Genomic DNA, 16,991 nt, shown 5'->3' with positions numbered 1-16,991 from the left:
AACGCTGCTCAAATAAGCACAATTCTTACCTGTTAAGACTATCTCTATGCCACTACCGAATAAGAAAAAGAAATATATAAAATTAAAAAATTTACTATTTCAGTGCTTTACCAGCAGAACCTAACTGCACACAAGCTTCTACTACACGCTGAGCCATGGCTTTTTCGGCTTCACGACCCCAAGATCGAGGATCATACAACTTCTTTTCGCCAACTTCTCCGTCTATTTTAAGAACAGAGTCATAATTACTGAACATGTGACCAGCAATTGCACGAGTAAAAGCATATTGAGTGTCAGTATCTATATTCATTTTAATTACGCCGTAGCGCACAGCTTCAGCAATTTCTTGAGCAGTAGAACCAGATCCGCCATGAAATACCAGCAGGAACGGCTTTTTAGAAGCGCCAAAGGTGCGAGTATCACAAATATTTTGATAGTTCTGATATACAGTTTTTTGGATTTCTTGCAATAATTTAGGATGCAGTTTTACAACGCCAGGCTTATAGGCTCCATGAACGTTGCCAAAAGTAAACGCTGCCATATACCTGCCACGTTCACCCAAGCCAAGCTTATCTACAACACGCAAAGCATCTTCAGACGTAGAATACAATCTCTCGTCAATATCAGCACGATGCCCGTCTTCTTCTCCACCAACAGCACCAATCTCAATTTCAAGAATTGTGCGAGATTTTTGCGAAGCGTCAAGCAACTGTTCTGCAACGTCTAGATTATGTTGCAAAGGCACTGTTGAACCATCCCACATATGCGACTGGAATAACGGCTCTTCGCCTTTTTTGACTTGTTCTGTTTCATAAGAAATTAGTGGTTTAATCCAACCATCTAAATATCGCTCAGCACAATGATCTGTATGAAGCGCAATAGTAATATTAGGGTATTGAGCTGCCACTTCGTGCGCAAACTTTGCAAATGCTATTGAACCAACAACACGATTATTGAGAGATTGACCTGAAAAATAAGCAGAACCACCGACAGAAACTTGAATAATGCCATCAGATTCAGCTTGAGCAAACCCCTGCAAAGCTGCATTAAGAGTTTGCGTACTAGTAACATTGATAGCAGGGTATGCGTAGCCACCTCGACTTGCAGCATCAAGCATATGCGCATAACGTTCAACAGTTGCAATAGTCATACTTGTATTATCCGCCTTTATTACTCAGATAGCTATGCATATGCACAAAAACATTACATACTGGTATGCGAAAATCTATCTTCAAAATCTACAAACTGATTGTGATTCTATAGTTCAGCTCAATTAAAATAACAGAAACATCTAATCTCAAAACTGCATTTGCTGATGACGTTTTTTAGCCTCAGTAACAACAAACTCGTGATATTTCAACGCAATCGAAGAATCTAATCCGGCATTTTCCGCAATATTTAGCAAACTTTCTATTTGCTGCCGCTCTCTTCTAGAATCCTCAGGAGCAAATCCAGCTTCAGCCTTCAACTCACCAATTCGTTTCGTAATTTTAAACCGCTCAGCAAGCAGTGCAATTATTGCATTATCAAAATTATCAACAGATTGACGCAACACGATAATCTCTTCGGCAGCAACTTTGCAACATGTCGTAAGAGATGTATCGCGCGCGTCAACCGTTGTTTCAGAAAAATCACACATATTATTTAATCGAAATATGTTTGCAGAACCATAGTTGTTTCTGTACTGACAGGGACTATGCGATGAATGGTATTAATAAGTTCTTCCAATTTGCTTGGCGTAGCAACACGCACTACCAGCATAAAACTTGGACTACCAGTAATCGAATAGCAAGCTTCAATACCAGAAATATCACGCAATTTGTTAGGTATTGTAGCTTCCTGCCCAAAATCAAGTGGTGTAACAGACACAAATGCACTTACAGGTAAACCACGACGCTCATAGTCAATTAACGCGCGATAACCGGTAATAACACCTTTACGCTCAAGCTTTTGCACTCGAGATTGAACCGCAGAAACAGACAAACCCGAAGCCTTAGCCAAACGAGTTAACGTCGCTCGACCATCATGCTCGAGAATATCAACAATGATTGCATCAGTTGAATCCATAGCTATACTAGTTTCAGCTTTATGAGGATTTCCAGCCATACGTCCTCCATTCTCCAGTCGACGCTGAATTGAGAATCTAAAACGAATCTATGTAGCGCCACATTGCAGTCTCTTTTATGGTACAGTATTTTTTACAGAAAAAGAACAAATTTATTCAAAAAATAATAAAAAATACAAATTATTACGTTAAAAATAATTTTTTCTTTTAACATCAGCCGTAATAGTGTTGTACAATTCGCATAATAAGCGTATAAACGAAACCTATAACCTTTAAAGATTATTCTTATAAAATCAAAACCAACAATCAAAAAGGAGCACAGCATGGCAAAAGTAGCGAAACATGCAATTTCAATACCTCGTTCAGGTATTAGAGATGTATTTGACCGTGTAGAACAAATACCAGACGCTATTTCACTATGCCTAGGAGAACCAGGCGAAACTGCTTCCTCACACATTGTTGAAGCCGCGTGCAACTCATTACGAGAGGGAAAAACAAAATACACAGACGTTTTAGGCATACCAGAATTCCGCGAGGCAGCTGCAAATTATACGAATAGAGTAAAAGGTTTAAACTACAACGCAGACACAGAAATTCAAGCCGTTGACGGCGCTACTATTGGATTATATTTAGCTATTAAATCAGTAATAGATCCGGGAGATGAGGTTATTATTCCATCTCCATACTTCACATCATACGATGCAGAAGTGCTAATGTGCGAAGGAATTCCAGTAACTGTAGCCCTTAAGCCAGAACATGGAATGCATATTAATGCAGAAGAAATACGCAAAGCTATATCACCACGCACTAAAGCCATCATTATCAATTCTCCATGCAACCCAACCGGTGCAGTAACAACCGCAGAAGAACTCGAAAAAATTGCAAAATTATGCCAAGAATTTGATCTTTGGGTAATTTCTGACGAAGTCTACCATCCATTCGTATTCGCAAGCAATCCAGAAACTGAACCTTGCGGAAATGCTGTAGCACCATCTATTGCAGCAGCTGAAGGAATGCACGAACGAACCATTATTGTAGAAAGTTTATCGAAAACTTATGCAATGACAGGCTGGAGAATTGGATATATTCTTGCACCAAGTCAAGTTATTGAGCAAACCAGCAAAATTGCAGAAATGATGCATTCTTCTGTAAATTCTACCGCACAATATGGCGGCGTGGCTGCATTAACAGGTCCGCAAGATCACGTGCGTGAAATGAGAGAAGAGTATCGTACAAAACGTCAGCTTGTTATAGACGGATTGGCAAATTGCAATGCATTGCGTCTTATAGAGCCTCAAGGTGCATTCTACGTTTTTGTTGACGTTCGACCAACTGGTTTAAGTTCAGAAGAATTTAGCAAAAAACTTTTAGATGAAGAAAAAGTTGCTGTTGTACCAGGAGAAGCCTTTGGCGCAGAAGGAAGCGGATTCGTGCGACTATCTTACGCTGGAAAAGCAGAAGAACTTAAAGAAGGCGTAGCGCGCATAAGCAAATTTGCACTTGCGCAACAAGCTTTACATGCTGCATAAAATATTAGTTATTAATAAATATAAATATAAATAAAATTATTGCCCCTTGGTAGATAATCCAAAGGGCAATAATTTTAATTCCTTACGAAATAAGAACTACGCAATAGTCGTAGAAGAAGAATTATTCGTAGCAGTGCCAGTTTGTTGAGTTATAGCAGCTAAGAAATCACGGTTTGAAGCAGTTTTCTTCAATCGAGGAATCAAAGTCTGATACGCTTGCTCTGCCTCAAGACCGCCAAAGAGACGGCGCAAACGATAAATAACTGGCAAATCTGCAGCTGGAGTAATTAACTCCTCGCGACGAGTTCCAGAAGCATTAATATCTACCGCTGGGAAGAGACGCTTATCAGCCAAATCTCTACTCAAGCGCAATTCCATATTTCCAGTGCCCTTAAACTCTTCGAAGATTACTTCATCCATCTTAGAGCCAGTTTCAACCAATGCAGAAGAAATAATCGTCAAAGAGCCGCCGTCTTCAATATTTCGAGCAGCACCGAAGAACTTCTTTGGTGGGTACAACGCCTGAGCATCAACACCACCGGAAAGAATACGACCAGAAGCAGGAGCTGCAATATTGTAAGCTCTAGCCAAACGAGTCATAGAATCAAGCAAAACCACAACATCCTGGCCAAGCTCAACCAAACGCTTAGCGCGCTCAATAGCAAGCTCAGCAACAGTAGTGTGATCTGTTGCAGGACGATCGAATGTAGAAGAAATCACTTCGCCTTGCACAGTACGTTCCATGTCGGTAACTTCTTCTGGGCGCTCATCTACAAGCACAACCATAAGATGCACTTCAGGATTATTTGTAGTAATTGCATTTGCAATATTCTGAAGAGTAATGGTTTTACCAGCCTTTGGTGGCGACACAATCAAACCGCGCTGGCCTTTACCAATTGGGGCAACTAAATCAATAACACGTCCCAACATGCGATTCGGAGTAGTTTCTTGCTTCAAACGCTCCTGCGGATATAACGGCGTTAACTTAGCAAATTGCGGTCGAGACTGAGCTTCTTCAACGCTCATTCCATTAATGCTATCGATTGTTTGCAAAGGAACAAACTTTTGGCGCTGATTTCGACGATCGCCTTCGCGAGGAGCACGAATGGAGCCTTGAACTGCATCACCCTTACGTAAGCCATATTTTTTAATTTGGCTCATTGAAACATAAACATCGTTAGGACCAGGCAAATAACCAGAAGTGCGCACGAATGCGTAAGATTCTAAGACATCAACAATTCCAGCTACTGGCACGAGCTCTTCCTGAGGCTCTTCACGACGAGGCTCGCGTAAATCATGCTCTTCGCGAGCATCGCGCGCATCACGTGCATCGCGATCAAGACGAACATTGCGATCGTTACGATCTTGACGTTCTCCACGCTCAGCACGACGTTCATCACGATCTTCACGTTCTATTCGATCCATGCGTTCTGAACGATTCTGCCGATCTGAATAATCTGAACGAGACTCATCGTAATCACGTGCACGACCGCGCATACGACGCTGGAAACGATCAGCACGATTTTGTTGTTCTTCTCTATCAAAGTCACGAGAAGCTACACGCTGACGACGCGGTTCACCCTCTGCATGAGAATCTTCACCAGGCAATGTTGCCAAAATTTGATCCAACTCATGCGAGTCCATACCATCTTCTCTACGATCGCGATTATCATTACGATCTTCTGAGGAACGACGACGCTGGAATGTATTATTACGATTCGCATCGCGTCGATAATTTTTATTCCCAAAATCTTCTTCGTCTCTATAGCGACGATCTGAAGTAGCATTGGGAACCAAAACTTCTAATGCTTCTAAATCACTATTGTCTTTCGATGATCCAGCATCTTCTATATCTGTACTAGTATCTGCAGTTTTATTAGGATTTACAACATCACGAGGAACACGAACACTTACACCTGCAGGCGCTTCTCCCCCATTACGAGCAGCCGTCAGTGTAGCCACCAACTCAGGCTTACGCATTGTAGATGTTCCGCGCAAACCCATCTGTTTTGCAAGATCTTTCAATTCTGAAAGCTTCATTTTTTCAAGATTCTGGCCTGTTGCCACAATTTTACCTTTCCTTAACTCACACGGAATAGAGCCCCGGCAAGTCTTTACATGGAAGATTACGGAAAAATCCGTCACGAACTCGCTGCCATTTCATAACAATTCATATGTACATAACAACGAACATTATGTATGCTACTACAGCTATACGACGCTGTACAACGCGACGCGCCATAGTATTTAGTATTTTTTATTACAATTTTTATAAAGCTTTTAAAGCGATATTAGAATAAACAAAAAGCGCCAATAATATGGGTAACACCCAGTATTATTGACGCTATATCGCTAAATTATTTGCGCTTTAAAATCAAACGCTCAAATTTATACGAGAATTAATTACTACTTCTTTTCGTGATATGACTTTTCAGTGTTAACAGACCACACGTTCTTCTTAGAAGTTTCTCCAGTTCGGATATCTTCTACAGCCTCAATAGCAGTTGCCATTGAATGATCTTGGTTATTATAACGATGTTGTCCATTACGACCAACGCAATACAAATTACCGAAGCCATCAAGATAATCAATCAATTCAGGCATCTGAGCGTATGTGTCAAAGTAAGCAGGATATGCCTTTGGAACTCGCTCACGATGAGAATCAAGAACGTCTTCCTCACCATTAATAACCTGCATACGAGTCAACTCGTCAATAGCCATCTTACGAGCATCATCATCACTCATATTCCAGAAGTCGTCGCCTTCTTCGCAGAAGTACTCAAGACCGATCCAAACAGTGTTATCAACATCCTTAACGAGATATGGGCTCCAGTTGTTGAAGATTTGCAAACGTCCGACTTTATATCCAGGATCCTGCACGTAAATCCAGCAATCAGGAACAATAGGAGGATTACCAAGCGTTGGAATAGTAGTAGTATTACGCAGACGCACGCGCTTAACAAGCAAGCCTACAGTCACAAAATCGCGATAAGGCAAACCTTTGGCAACGCGTTGCATTTCTGCTGGAACTTCAGCCTTTTCGTCACCATCTGCACCCTGCTCAAGAGCAGCTACCAAATCCTTAATTGGCATAGAAGATATAAACTGGTCGGCGTGCAATTCTGAACGCTCTCCATTTGCATCTTCAACTACAACACTGGAAATCTTTCCGTCTGCTTGCTTAATAGCAACTACCTTTGCGTCTGTGCGCACAGTAGCACCGTTTTCGCGGCAACGGCGCTCAACTGTTTCCCATAACTGACCAGGACCAAGCTTTGGATACCAGAATTCCTCAATTAATGAGGTCTCTACTTCCTTCTTCTTGCCTTTTTTCTTAGGGAAAAGCTTGGAAAAAGCATTCTTCAACACTTCCACAATGCTCAAACCCTTAACGCGCTGAGCACCCCAATCGGCAGAAATCTGGCTTGGATGCCTACCCCAAAGCTTCTCTGTATAGCCCTCAAAGAACATGGAATAAAGTTTCTTGCCGAAACGATTAATGTAGAAATTCTCAAGATTAGTTTCTGGCAATTTGTGAATCATAGACCACAAATAGCTGAAGCCAACTTTCATTGTCAAAATAAAGCCCATAGAGCGCAAGGTTGCTGCAGAAAGAGAAATTGGATAATCAAAGAAATGATGATTCCAGAAAATACGAGAAACGCGATGACGCTTCAACATCACTTCATCTTCAACTTCAGGATCAGGTCCACCTGCTTCCAAATCGTGATGACGACCAAGCTTTTTATCATCATATGAAGGCGCACCCTGTAGAGGCAGCATTTCACGCCACCACTGCATAATACGGTCATCTTTTGAGAAGAAACGATGACCGCCAATGTCCATACGATTGCCGTTATACTTCACAGTACGCGAAATACCGCCAAATTCACGCGTGGCTTCGAGTACTGTTACGTCGTAGCGGCTGGATCCGCCATCCTTAACGAGTTCCCAGGCTGCCGTCAACCCTGCCGGACCGCCACCAATAATTACCACAGATTCCTTTGGGGATTGTGTATCCGTCACTTGTCCTCCATCTTAATACATCAAATTTTTACGAAAACACTTTGCGTGCTAGGTAAGCAATTTCTATATATCCTTATTGAGCATACGCGCATCACGCGATAGATTCAGGAATGTCAATGTCTGTTTTCTGTACTTCTTCAACATTTACATCTTTAAAAGTTACTATTCGGACATTTTTAACAAAACGCGAAGGGCGGTAAACATCCCATACCCAAGCGTCTGTAAGTTGAACATCAAAATAAACATCCTGACCTGCTGAACGCACATTAAAATCGACTTTATTGGCTAAATAAAATCGTCGCTCTGTTTCTACAACATAAGTAAAAAGCTTAATAACATCACGGTATTCTTTGTATAACGCAAGTTCTGCATCGGTTTCATAGTTGTCGAGATCTTCGGCGCTCATTACTTACCTTCCGTATTACGTTTGCGTCCACGACCTATAATGCGCCACCAAGCTTTTTTTGATGAACTTCCTTCAGAGATGTTTGCATTGTACGGCCATGCTTCATCAAGATTATCACGATGCACAGGTATAGCCACAGAATGCTCATGCGCGCTCAAAGCTTCAACTACACCAGGATTTTCTTCAATAACGTGTAGACCAAACGCATCCAGCGAGCGAATTGCATCATATTCATCTACAAGAGTGTCCATTACAACAAAATCTTGATATTTTTGATTTTGAGCATCCCATAATGCGTCGCGCGCAGTGCCTGTTTTTACGAATCCAAGAGATTGATATACAGAAAGTGAGCGAGTATTAGTTGCCGGAACTCCTACCCAAATTCTATGCAACCCTAGACCAGTCGGCTCTGATGCAAAAGCATAAGTCATAACCCTAGGCATTGCGTCGCGCGAATAGCCTCTTCCTCGATAATTTTTGCCTAAAACAACTTGAATTCGAGCACTGCGAGACCATCCGTCAATATCTATAAGGAAAATCATGCCAATAATATCGCCGGAAGCGTTATTTGAATCATCCAAAACATCAGGAACAATCGCCCACGCAATAGTGTGACGCAACTGAACATCGCCAGCAAAACGACAAGATTCAGAAGGATTTTCGCCAATAAGACTATCTTTAGTCCATTGCATAGAGCTTTCAACCCACGAATGAACCATAGAACGCTCTGAATTAGCATCCTTTCCAGTAATAACTGCAGCACCATCAAATGCGCACAAATCATCCATTCTTTGAAAATCATCGCACGTAGCTGGACGAAGGTGCGCCATCTCTCCACGAATTTGAGGAATTACTATAGATTTTGGTAACTCGCGAGAGTTAATAACACCATCATTGGTTTGTTGCATAGTCACCTACTTGTATTGTGCCTTTGAAAATTAAGCCCTTCGCATAATTCTCACATCGCATAATATATGATAATCCAGAAGACGAAAAATGCCTCGCAATGTTGATAAATAGTAAATTCTGCGCACCTGCTACACAAACAAATCTGATTTGAGTATGCAGCAAGTACGCAGCACTTACTTTTGAATATTGATTACGCTTTTACGTTTATACATTAGCGTTATCAAATATTAAATTTTTCAGCCTTTACGGCACTTTTCAGCCTTTGATTTTTGCCATCACAATCTTAGTAACAGCCTTAGCATCAGCCTGACCTTTAGTTGCACGCATAACAGCGCCAATAATTGCACCCATCGGCTTCATATTTCCAGCCTTAAGCTTTTCTGCAACTTCAGGATCAGCAGCAAGAGCAGCGTCAACAGCAGCTTCCAAAGCACCGTCGTCGTTCATAACCTTAAATCCGTGCTTCTTAACAACTTCATCAGGCTTACCCTCGCCAGCCAAAACGCATGCAACAGTTTGCTTAGCGAGCTTATCGTTAAGATTGCCGTCTGCAATTAGCTTTTCAACTTCAGCCACATCTTGCGGAGTAATAGGCAATTCTTCCAAAGTCACGCCACGAGTGTTTGCTTCACGAGCAAGCTCACCAAGCCACCACTTCTTAGCACCTGCCGCACTTGCGCCAGCCTTAACGGTTTCTTCAACCAAATCAAGAGCATCTGCGTTCAAAATATCGCGCATTTCAAGATCACTAATACCCCATTCGCTTTGCAAACGGTTACGGCGCTCGCGAGGCATTTCAGGCATTTCTGCCTTCATGCGCTCAATATGCTCTTTAGTAATGTGAAGCATAACCAAATCAGGATCTGGGAAGTAGCGATAATCGTCAGCATCCGACTTCACACGACCACCAGCAGTGGTCTGAGTTGCCTCATCCCAGTGACGAGTTTCCTGCAAAATCTCGCCGCCTTCGCTCAAAATAGCAGCCTGACGACGAATCTCATATTGGAGCGTCTTTTCGATTCCGCGGAATGTGTTCACATTCTTAGTTTCTGAACGCGTACCAAATGGATCGGTTGGCTTGCGACGGAGCGAAACGTTCACGTCAGCACGCATATTGCCCTGCTCCATACGAGCGTGAGAGATGTTGAGAGCGCGAACAATATCGCGAATAGCACGCATATAAGCACCAGCAATTTCTGGAGCGCGGCTACCTGCACCTTCGATTGGCTTAGTTACAATCTCGATTAAAGGCACACCTGCACGATTGTAATCAACCAAAGAGTGATTTGCGCCTTCAATACGGCCGTCAGCGCCGCCAACGTGAGTATTCTTACCAGCATCATCCTCAATGTGAGCACGTTCAATCGGCACACGGAACACGGTGCCGTCTTCCAGCTCAACATCCAAGTAACCGTTGCCATTAGTAGGCTTATCGTACTGGGAGATCTGATAATCGCGAGGCATATCTGGGTAGAAGTAGTTCTTACGAGCGAACTGGCTCCACTCAGCAATTTCGCAATGTAAAGCCAAACCAAGCTTAATTGCATAATCAACTGCAGTCTTGTTTACAACTGGCAAAGAGCCTGGCAAACCAAGGCTTACAGGAGTTAGCTGAGTATTTGGCTCACCGCCAAAAGATACTTCTGCTGGGCAGAACAGCTTCGTACGAGTGCAAAGCTCAACGTGAGTTTCCAAACCGAATACTGGATCGAATTGCTCAACAGCATCGGCATATTTCATAAGTTTTTCAGCCATTAGATATCCTTCTTACTTAAGCTTTACTTCACTTTACTTAGCCAATGAATCGAGCCAACCAGCTTTAAGCGACTTCCAAATTGGACCGCCCCACTGCTCTTCGAGCGCTGCTTCCAACGCTGCTGCAGGCTTGTACATCTTTTCATCGTGGCATTGCGGAGCAATAATCTGAATGCCAACAGGCAAACCGTCGTCGCTTAAGCCAGCTGGGAGGCTCAAAGCAGGAACTCCAGCCATGTTTGCAGGAATTGTAGCAATATCGTTCATGTACATAGAAAGTGGATCATCCATCTTCTCGCCAAACTTAAATGCCGTTGTAGGGCTTGTTGGAGAAACAAGAACATCTACTTTCTTAAACGCTTCTTCAAAATCGCGAATAATAAGCGTACGAACTTTTTGTGCAGAGCCATACCAAGCATCGTAGTAGCCAGCGGAAAGTGCGTAAGTGCCGAGAATAATACGACGCTTTACTTCGTCGCCAAAGCCAGCTTCACGAGTTGCAGCCATCATATTTGCAGCAGTCTGAGGCTTGTCTGCTGGTGGCATGACGCGCAAACCGTAGCGCATACCGTCGTAGCGAGCCAAATTAGAGCTAACTTCTGAAGGCATAATAATGTAATAAGCAGCCAAAGAGTAAGGGAAGTGAGGGCAAGAAACTTCCGTAACCTCTGCGCCCATATCCTTAAGCAATTGCACAGCTTCATTAAAGCGTGCTTCAACGCCTGGCTGGAAGCCTTCACCGCTAAGCTCCTTAACTAAACCAACCTTCAAGCCCTTCAAATCACGGCGAGCGCCCTCACGAGCAGCTTGAGCCATTGGAGGAACAGGAGCTGGAATAGAAGTAGAATCGCGCCTATCGTTACCGCCGATAATTTCCTGCAAAAGCGCAGAATCAAGAACGGTACGAGAAACAGGTCCAATCTGGTCGAGAGAGCTTGCCATAGCGATTGCACCAAAACGGCTAACACCACCGTAAGTTGGCTTTGCGCCGACTGTACCAGTTAAAGCACCTGGCTGGCGAATAGAACCACCAGTATCTGTACCCAAAGCAATAGGAGCTTCGAATGCAGCAACAGCTGCAGCTGAACCGCCGCCGGAACCACCAGGAACACGCTCAGTATCCCAAGGATTGCAAGTAGTTTGATAAGCAGAATGTTCTGTAGAAGAACCTTGAGCAAACTCATCCAAATTAGTCTTGCCGAGAATTGGCATGCCAGCTGCTTTGAGCTTTTCAATAACAGTAGCATCGTAAGGTGGAACCCAGCCTTCGAGGATCTTCGATGCTGCAGTAGTAGGAATGCCCTTAGTGACAATCATGTCTTTAATGGCAATTGGCACACCAGCCAACTCAGGCAATCCTTCAGTCTCACCCTTAGCGTTCTTAGCATCAAAAGCATCTGCCTGCTCGAGAGCAATATCTGCAGAAACATGCAAGAATGCCTTAATTTCTGGCTCTGCAGATTCAATGACTGCCAAGTGAGCTTCAACAAGTTCACGGCTAGAAACTTCTTTAGCTTTTACAGCCTTTGCCATATCGGCAGCAGAAAGTTTTACCAAATCTTGAGTATTAGTCATGTTTTATTCCTCCCCCAAAATTCGAGGCGCTACAAACATGCCAGACTCACTTCTAGGAGCATCCGAAAGAGCTTCTTCTTGAGTCAAAGGTGTAGCAGGCTCATCTGGACGCAAATAAGCTTCCAAAGGCACTGGATTTGCAGTAGGTGGCACATCTTCGCCAGCAACTTCCTGCACTTTATTAATAGATTCTGCAATGACGTTTAATTCGCCTTGCAAGCGACTGATTTCTTCGTCGCTTAAAGCAATCTGGGACAAAACGCCCAAATGCTCAATTTCTTCGCGTGTGAATGTAGGCATAACCTCAACTATATGTGTGATACGTGACCTTCGTTAGTAGAAAAAAGCAATGTGGATAAAAGCTTTACGAGAGTTATTTGTTGATTATTTTTGTTTTATTGAGAAAGTACTACAAATTAATTTTTTAAGACTGAAGCAATTAAAAATTGCGCATGCGTAACACTAAATAATACTTGCACAAATATTTTGCATATATTTTCACAAAATTATCACGAATCAAAATACGTAAAATCCGCTCGTTTTATCTGTCAACACGCCGAAACAACAAAACTGACGTAACCAAAAAGTGTTGGTATTTCAGCATTATTTAAACTTTTGTTTGAAACTTAAAAAAATTATTTTAAACAATTATCGCATAAATAAAAAGTGTGTAATAATCATGTGATGTGAGAAGCTGAAGCTGATGCACTGAAGCATATATATGCACTGAAGCACGTATTTTGCGGCATCTCACTGAAAAATAATTTGAAATAAAATCTAATAAAAATCGAAGGATACATATGAAGAGCACAAAGTTCTACCGTAATGCAGCAATGTTGTTGCTCGCGGGCGCGACTATTATTCCACAATGCTTAGCAGTTCCAGCAATGGCAGATTCTTCCACAAAGCCTTCTGCACCAGCTGCATCTTGCGCAGCTAGCAAGGACTCGCTGAACAACTACTTGTGGGATTTGCATTACGATAAAACAAATATTCTCGCACGTCACGGCGAAACAATTAACAATAAATTCTCCAGCGACAGCTTCAACAAGAACGGCGAATTCGTTGTTGTTGAGCATCAGAAGAAGAACATCACCAATACAACGTCAAACTTGTCGGTAACTTCGGCCAACAATGATCGCGTGTATCCTGGTGCATTATTCCGCGCTGACCAGAATTTGATGGATAACATGCCAAGCTTGATTTCAGCAAATCGCGCACCATTAACTTTGAGCATTGATTTGCCAGGCTTCCACGGCGGCGAGAGTGCTGTAACTGTGCAACATCCAACCAAGAGCTCCGTTACTTCAGCAGTTAACGGTTTAGTTTCTAAATGGAATGCACAATATGCAGCAAGCCATCATGTAGCAGCTCGTATGCAGTATGATTCCGCAAGCGCACAAAGCATGAACCAGCTCAAGGCTAAGTTTGGTGCTGATTTTGCAAAGATTGGCGTACCGCTGAAGATTGATTTCGATGCGGTACACAAGGGTGAGAAGCAGACTCAAATTGTGAACTTCAAGCAAACTTACTACACAGTAAGCGTCGACGCTCCAGATAGCCCAGCAGATTTCTTTGCTCCATGCACCACGCCAGAAAGCTTGAAGAACCGTGGCGTTGACAGCAAACGCCCACCAGTTTACGTGTCAAACGTAGCTTATGGTCGCTCAATGTACGTAAAGTTCGATACCACCAGCAAGAGCACTGATTTCCAGGCTGCAGTAGAAGCAGCAATTAAGGGCGTAGAAATCAAGCCAAACACCGAATTCCATCGCATTCTCCAGAATACTTCTGTTACTGCAGTGATTCTCGGCGGCAGCGCTAACGGTGCAGCAAAGGTTATTACCGGCAATATCGATACGCTAAAGGCTTTGATTCAGGAAGGTGCAAATTTGAGCACCTCTAGCCCAGCTGTTCCAATCGCTTACACTACTTCCTTCGTAAAAGATAACGAAGTAGCAACTCTCCAGAGCAACAGCGATTATGTTGAGACTAAGGTTTCTGCTTACCGTGACGGTTATTTGACCTTGGATCACCGTGGAGCTTATGTAGCTCGCTACTACGTCTACTGGGATGAGTACGGCACTGATATCGACGGAACTCCATACGTACGTTCTCGCGCTTGGGAAGGAAACGGCAAGTATCGTACCGCTCACTTCAGCACAACGATTCAGTTCAAGGGCAATGTGCGCAATCTTCGCATTAAGTTGGAAGAAAAGACCGGCTTAGTATGGGAACCATGGCGTACAGTGTACAACCGTACTGATTTGCCGTTGGTTCGCCAGCGCACAATCAAGAACTGGGGCACAACCTTGTGGCCTCGCGTTGCTGAAACTGTAAAGAATGACTGAACTCATATTGCAATTGAGCATAAATAAATAAAACTGAAAAATTAAGGACTTTATCTTATAGCCAGTTATGAGATGAAGTCCTTAATTTTTTACACAAATAGGATTTTTTTATTACATTTTTAGCAGTAGGATTTAGTTATGTTAGAGATACAAAATATATCTAAGTACTATAAAAAACAGCAAGTACTAAATAATATTTCTTTTGTAGCAGAAGATGGTAAAGTTACAGGTTTTGTTGGACCTAACAGTTCCGGAAAATCAACTGCACTATATTGCGCATTGGGACTCATAAAAGCCAATGGAGGTGAAGCATTATTCGACGGCGTCCCATACAAAAAACTTAATTCCCCAATAGAAACAGTCGGCACAGTATTAGATTTAAAAGCTAATTATAGAAATACTAGTGCTATAAAAAAGCTCACATTCGTCGCGAAGTATTGCAAAATTCCAAAAACGCGCGTATCGGAGATTATGGATATTGCCGGAATCAGCTCTATACAAAATATGAAAATTAAAGAAATGTCAACCGGCATGCGCAAACGACTTGAGATTGCTGCAGCACTTCTCGCAGATCCTCATAATCTTATTCTCGATAATCCATTCTATGGCTTAGACGTTGAAGGAGTTAGATGGATGCGCGATATCTGCAAATACTATGCAGAACGCGGTGGTGCGGTACTTATCAGCACTAATAACATTAGTGAGCTTTCTCTTATTGCAGACGATCTTGTTATTATTGCGCATGGTAAAATTCTACAAAAAACAAGCGTGACAGATTTGCTTACTGCATATTCTCAGAACACTGTACGAGTTATTACTCCTGAGCCAGAAAAGCTATTTGACATTATGCAATCGCAGCATAGTGAATGCTCTATTATGCAAGTTGAGCACAAAAACGAAGACGTGCAGGAAGGCGCAGCTTTCGTTATAAATAATGCAAATATTGCAGATTTGGCGCAATTCTTTAACGATAAACAATTACTTACATATCAGTTGAGTAAAGAATGCGTTTCACTCGAAGATGCGTATATGGCGGCAATAGGAGACAACGCAGCATATGTGTCCAAACCTCCATATGTTTATAACAATGTACAAAAATACCAAAATTCTACAGAAGCATATGCTCAGGAACACATCCCTAATAATGTCAACAATGAAACGACTCAGCTAAATTCAATACAACAATTAACGCAAGATGCGGCAGTAGATACTCAATTGTTAAATGAGCCTGAGCCACAATTGACTCCTGAACCTCAACTAACAACAGAGAATACAACTGTGGAGGCAGAAGTAGAGACAGCAGTAAAGGAAGAAGTAAAGACAGCGGTAAAGGAAGAAGTAAAGCCTCAGCTGGCGGAAGAACCTCAAGCAGTTGCAGAACCTAAGGCAGTTGAACCTCAGGCAACAATTGCGGTTGAAACGCATGTGACTACTGAGCCTGAAGCACAGGTATTTCCTGAGCTTGATACGCAGCAAATGACAGAGCATGAAACAAAGGTAGCGCCTGAGCCTGCTGTGCAAGTAACACCTGAGCCACAACCTGAACCTGAACCTGAACCACAAGCCAAGCCTGAGCCTCAAGCCAAGCCTGAGACTGAACCACAACCTGCACCTGTGCTACACGCCAACGTAATAGAGGAAGCCTCTCAAACTGACTTGCCAGCTCAAAAGGCACAACCTATTCAACCGCAGCAGGAGACTCCACAATACTTACAAAATCAGTATGCTCAGCAGCCGTACGCACAGCAACCGTATGCTCAACAGCAATATGAGCAACAACCGTACGCTCAACAGCCACAACAAATACAATACGATCAGCAGTACGCTCAACAACAGTACGCTCAACAACCGTACGCACAGCAGCCGTACGCACAACAATCATACGCGCAACAAAATCAGTATGCGCAACAACAATATGAGCAACCGCAACAAATCCAATACGGTCAGCCGTATGCACAACAGCCGTACGGACAACAGCCGTACGCGCAGCCACAATATTACAATCCGCAATACAGTCAGCAACCATACTATGAGCAGCAGTATGCGCAACAAGATCAGTATCCTGAACCACAGCATTGTGAACAGCAGTATGCGCAACCTCAGTATGCTAAGCCTACTACCGAGCTACCATTGCCTGATACTTCATATATTGGGCCAGAGTATGCTCATCCTCAATTTGCTAAAAAGAAACAAAACGATCAGGATTCTCAAGAAAATGCACAATGAGCTTAGTGCCAGAATTAGTGCCATCTATTATTGCTATGGTTGCTCGGGGCGTTATGCTATTTGCAGTGGGCGCTTTACTTCTAGCAAAAAGAATTAAAACTAGTATCGGCAAAAGTTGCAATAAATAAACCCCGCTCGTTTGCTCAGTA

13 protein-coding genes are annotated in these 16,991 nt (G+C 42.8%); 3 read left to right on the top strand and 10 right to left on the bottom strand.

The window, feature by feature from the left end:
• Window positions 1-94 precede the first annotated feature (94 nt).
• The 3 genes from fbaA to HXT47_RS00740 all read right to left on the bottom strand — a co-directional run bounded on the left by fbaA (window position 95) and on the right by HXT47_RS00740 (window position 2,106).
• Window positions 95-1,150 carry a class II fructose-bisphosphate aldolase gene (gene fbaA / locus HXT47_RS00750; RefSeq protein WP_174164293.1) on the bottom strand — a complete coding sequence of 352 codons (1,056 nt, stop codon included), beginning with the start codon at window positions 1,148-1,150 and terminating at the stop codon, window positions 95-97.
• A 147-nt stretch (window positions 1,151-1,297) separates the two neighbouring features.
• Window positions 1,298-1,639, bottom strand: coding sequence for a chorismate mutase (locus HXT47_RS00745; RefSeq protein ID WP_174164295.1), 342 nt, complete (start codon window positions 1,637-1,639; stop codon window positions 1,298-1,300).
• A 5-nt stretch (window positions 1,640-1,644) separates the two neighbouring features.
• Entirely contained in the window at window positions 1,645-2,106 is a 462-nt protein-coding gene (locus HXT47_RS00740; RefSeq protein ID WP_004105907.1) for an Lrp/AsnC family transcriptional regulator, read from the bottom strand.
• Window positions 2,107-2,388: 282 nt separating this feature from the next.
• On the opposite strand from HXT47_RS00740, the gene HXT47_RS00735 reads away from it, so the two are divergent.
• A complete protein-coding gene (locus HXT47_RS00735) occupies window positions 2,389-3,594 on the top strand; it encodes a pyridoxal phosphate-dependent aminotransferase (RefSeq protein ID WP_421789088.1) in 1,206 nt (401 codons plus the stop codon).
• A gap of 96 nt (window positions 3,595-3,690) precedes the next feature.
• On the opposite strand, the gene rho is transcribed toward HXT47_RS00735, so the two are convergent.
• From rho to gatC, 7 genes are all read right to left on the bottom strand, one after another.
• On the bottom strand, window positions 3,691-5,661 hold the full coding sequence (gene rho / locus HXT47_RS00730; RefSeq protein WP_004105901.1) for a transcription termination factor Rho: 1,971 nt from the start codon (window positions 5,659-5,661) through the stop codon (window positions 3,691-3,693).
• Between the two features lie 339 nt (window positions 5,662-6,000).
• Entirely contained in the window at window positions 6,001-7,620 is a 1,620-nt protein-coding gene (locus HXT47_RS00725) for an NAD(P)/FAD-dependent oxidoreductase (protein WP_032835339.1), read from the bottom strand.
• 91 nt (window positions 7,621-7,711) lie between these two features.
• Entirely contained in the window at window positions 7,712-8,026 is a 315-nt protein-coding gene (locus tag HXT47_RS00720; protein ID WP_004105898.1) for a DUF2469 domain-containing protein, read from the bottom strand.
• Window positions 8,026-8,934, bottom strand: a complete 909-nt coding sequence (locus tag HXT47_RS00715) for a GNAT family N-acetyltransferase (protein WP_117008621.1) — start codon at window positions 8,932-8,934, stop codon at window positions 8,026-8,028. The genes HXT47_RS00720 and HXT47_RS00715 overlap by 1 nt, the downstream gene beginning before the upstream one ends.
• A gap of 256 nt (window positions 8,935-9,190) precedes the next feature.
• On the bottom strand, window positions 9,191-10,690 hold the full coding sequence (gene gatB / locus HXT47_RS00710; RefSeq protein ID WP_004105892.1) for an Asp-tRNA(Asn)/Glu-tRNA(Gln) amidotransferase subunit GatB: 1,500 nt from the start codon (window positions 10,688-10,690) through the stop codon (window positions 9,191-9,193).
• A gap of 33 nt (window positions 10,691-10,723) precedes the next feature.
• A complete protein-coding gene (gatA, locus tag HXT47_RS00705; protein ID WP_004105890.1) occupies window positions 10,724-12,265 on the bottom strand; it encodes an Asp-tRNA(Asn)/Glu-tRNA(Gln) amidotransferase subunit GatA in 1,542 nt (513 codons plus the stop codon).
• Window positions 12,266-12,268: 3 nt separating this feature from the next.
• Window positions 12,269-12,565, bottom strand: coding sequence for an Asp-tRNA(Asn)/Glu-tRNA(Gln) amidotransferase subunit GatC (gene gatC, locus HXT47_RS00700; protein ID WP_004105888.1), 297 nt, complete (start codon window positions 12,563-12,565; stop codon window positions 12,269-12,271).
• A gap of 500 nt (window positions 12,566-13,065) precedes the next feature.
• Between gatC and vly the strand changes: the two genes are divergently transcribed.
• The gene (gene vly, locus HXT47_RS00695) at window positions 13,066-14,616 is read left to right on the top strand and encodes a cholesterol-dependent cytolysin vaginolysin (RefSeq protein ID WP_004574203.1); all 1,551 of its coding nucleotides are present in this window, start codon (window positions 13,066-13,068) and stop codon (window positions 14,614-14,616) included.
• 138 nt (window positions 14,617-14,754) lie between these two features.
• On the top strand, window positions 14,755-16,842 hold the full coding sequence (locus tag HXT47_RS00690; RefSeq protein ID WP_421789085.1) for an ATP-binding cassette domain-containing protein: 2,088 nt from the start codon (window positions 14,755-14,757) through the stop codon (window positions 16,840-16,842).
• Window positions 16,843-16,991 lie beyond the last annotated feature (149 nt).

The sequence above is a fragment of the Gardnerella sp. DNF01205 genome, assembly GCF_049244135.1.
In the GTDB taxonomy this organism is placed as follows: Bacteria; Actinomycetota; Actinomycetes; order Actinomycetales; family Bifidobacteriaceae; genus Bifidobacterium; species Bifidobacterium leopoldii.
This window is presented reverse-complemented; position numbering and strand designations above follow the sequence as displayed.

Excerpts from the sequence above, each read along its gene's own strand:
- fbaA (WP_174164293.1), bottom strand. The coding sequence starts at position 1,150 with ATGACTATTGCAACTGTTGAACGTTATGCGCATATGCTTGATGCTGCA.
- HXT47_RS00745 (WP_174164295.1), bottom strand. The coding sequence starts at position 1,639 with ATGTGTGATTTTTCTGAAACAACGGTTGACGCGCGCGATACATCTCTT.
- HXT47_RS00740 (WP_004105907.1), bottom strand. The coding sequence starts at position 2,106 with ATGGCTGGAAATCCTCATAAAGCTGAAACTAGTATAGCTATGGATTCA.
- HXT47_RS00735 (WP_421789088.1), top strand. The coding sequence starts at position 2,389 with ATGGCAAAAGTAGCGAAACATGCAATTTCAATACCTCGTTCAGGTATT.
- HXT47_RS00720 (WP_004105898.1), bottom strand. The coding sequence starts at position 8,026 with ATGAGCGCCGAAGATCTCGACAACTATGAAACCGATGCAGAACTTGCG.
- HXT47_RS00715 (WP_117008621.1), bottom strand. The coding sequence starts at position 8,934 with ATGCAACAAACCAATGATGGTGTTATTAACTCTCGCGAGTTACCAAAA.
- gatB (WP_004105892.1), bottom strand. The coding sequence starts at position 10,690 with ATGGCTGAAAAACTTATGAAATATGCCGATGCTGTTGAGCAATTCGAT.
- gatA (WP_004105890.1), bottom strand. The coding sequence starts at position 12,265 with ATGACTAATACTCAAGATTTGGTAAAACTTTCTGCTGCCGATATGGCA.
- gatC (WP_004105888.1), bottom strand. The coding sequence starts at position 12,565 with ATGCCTACATTCACACGCGAAGAAATTGAGCATTTGGGCGTTTTGTCC.
- vly (WP_004574203.1), top strand. The coding sequence starts at position 13,066 with ATGAAGAGCACAAAGTTCTACCGTAATGCAGCAATGTTGTTGCTCGCG.
- HXT47_RS00690 (WP_421789085.1), top strand. The coding sequence starts at position 14,755 with ATGTTAGAGATACAAAATATATCTAAGTACTATAAAAAACAGCAAGTA.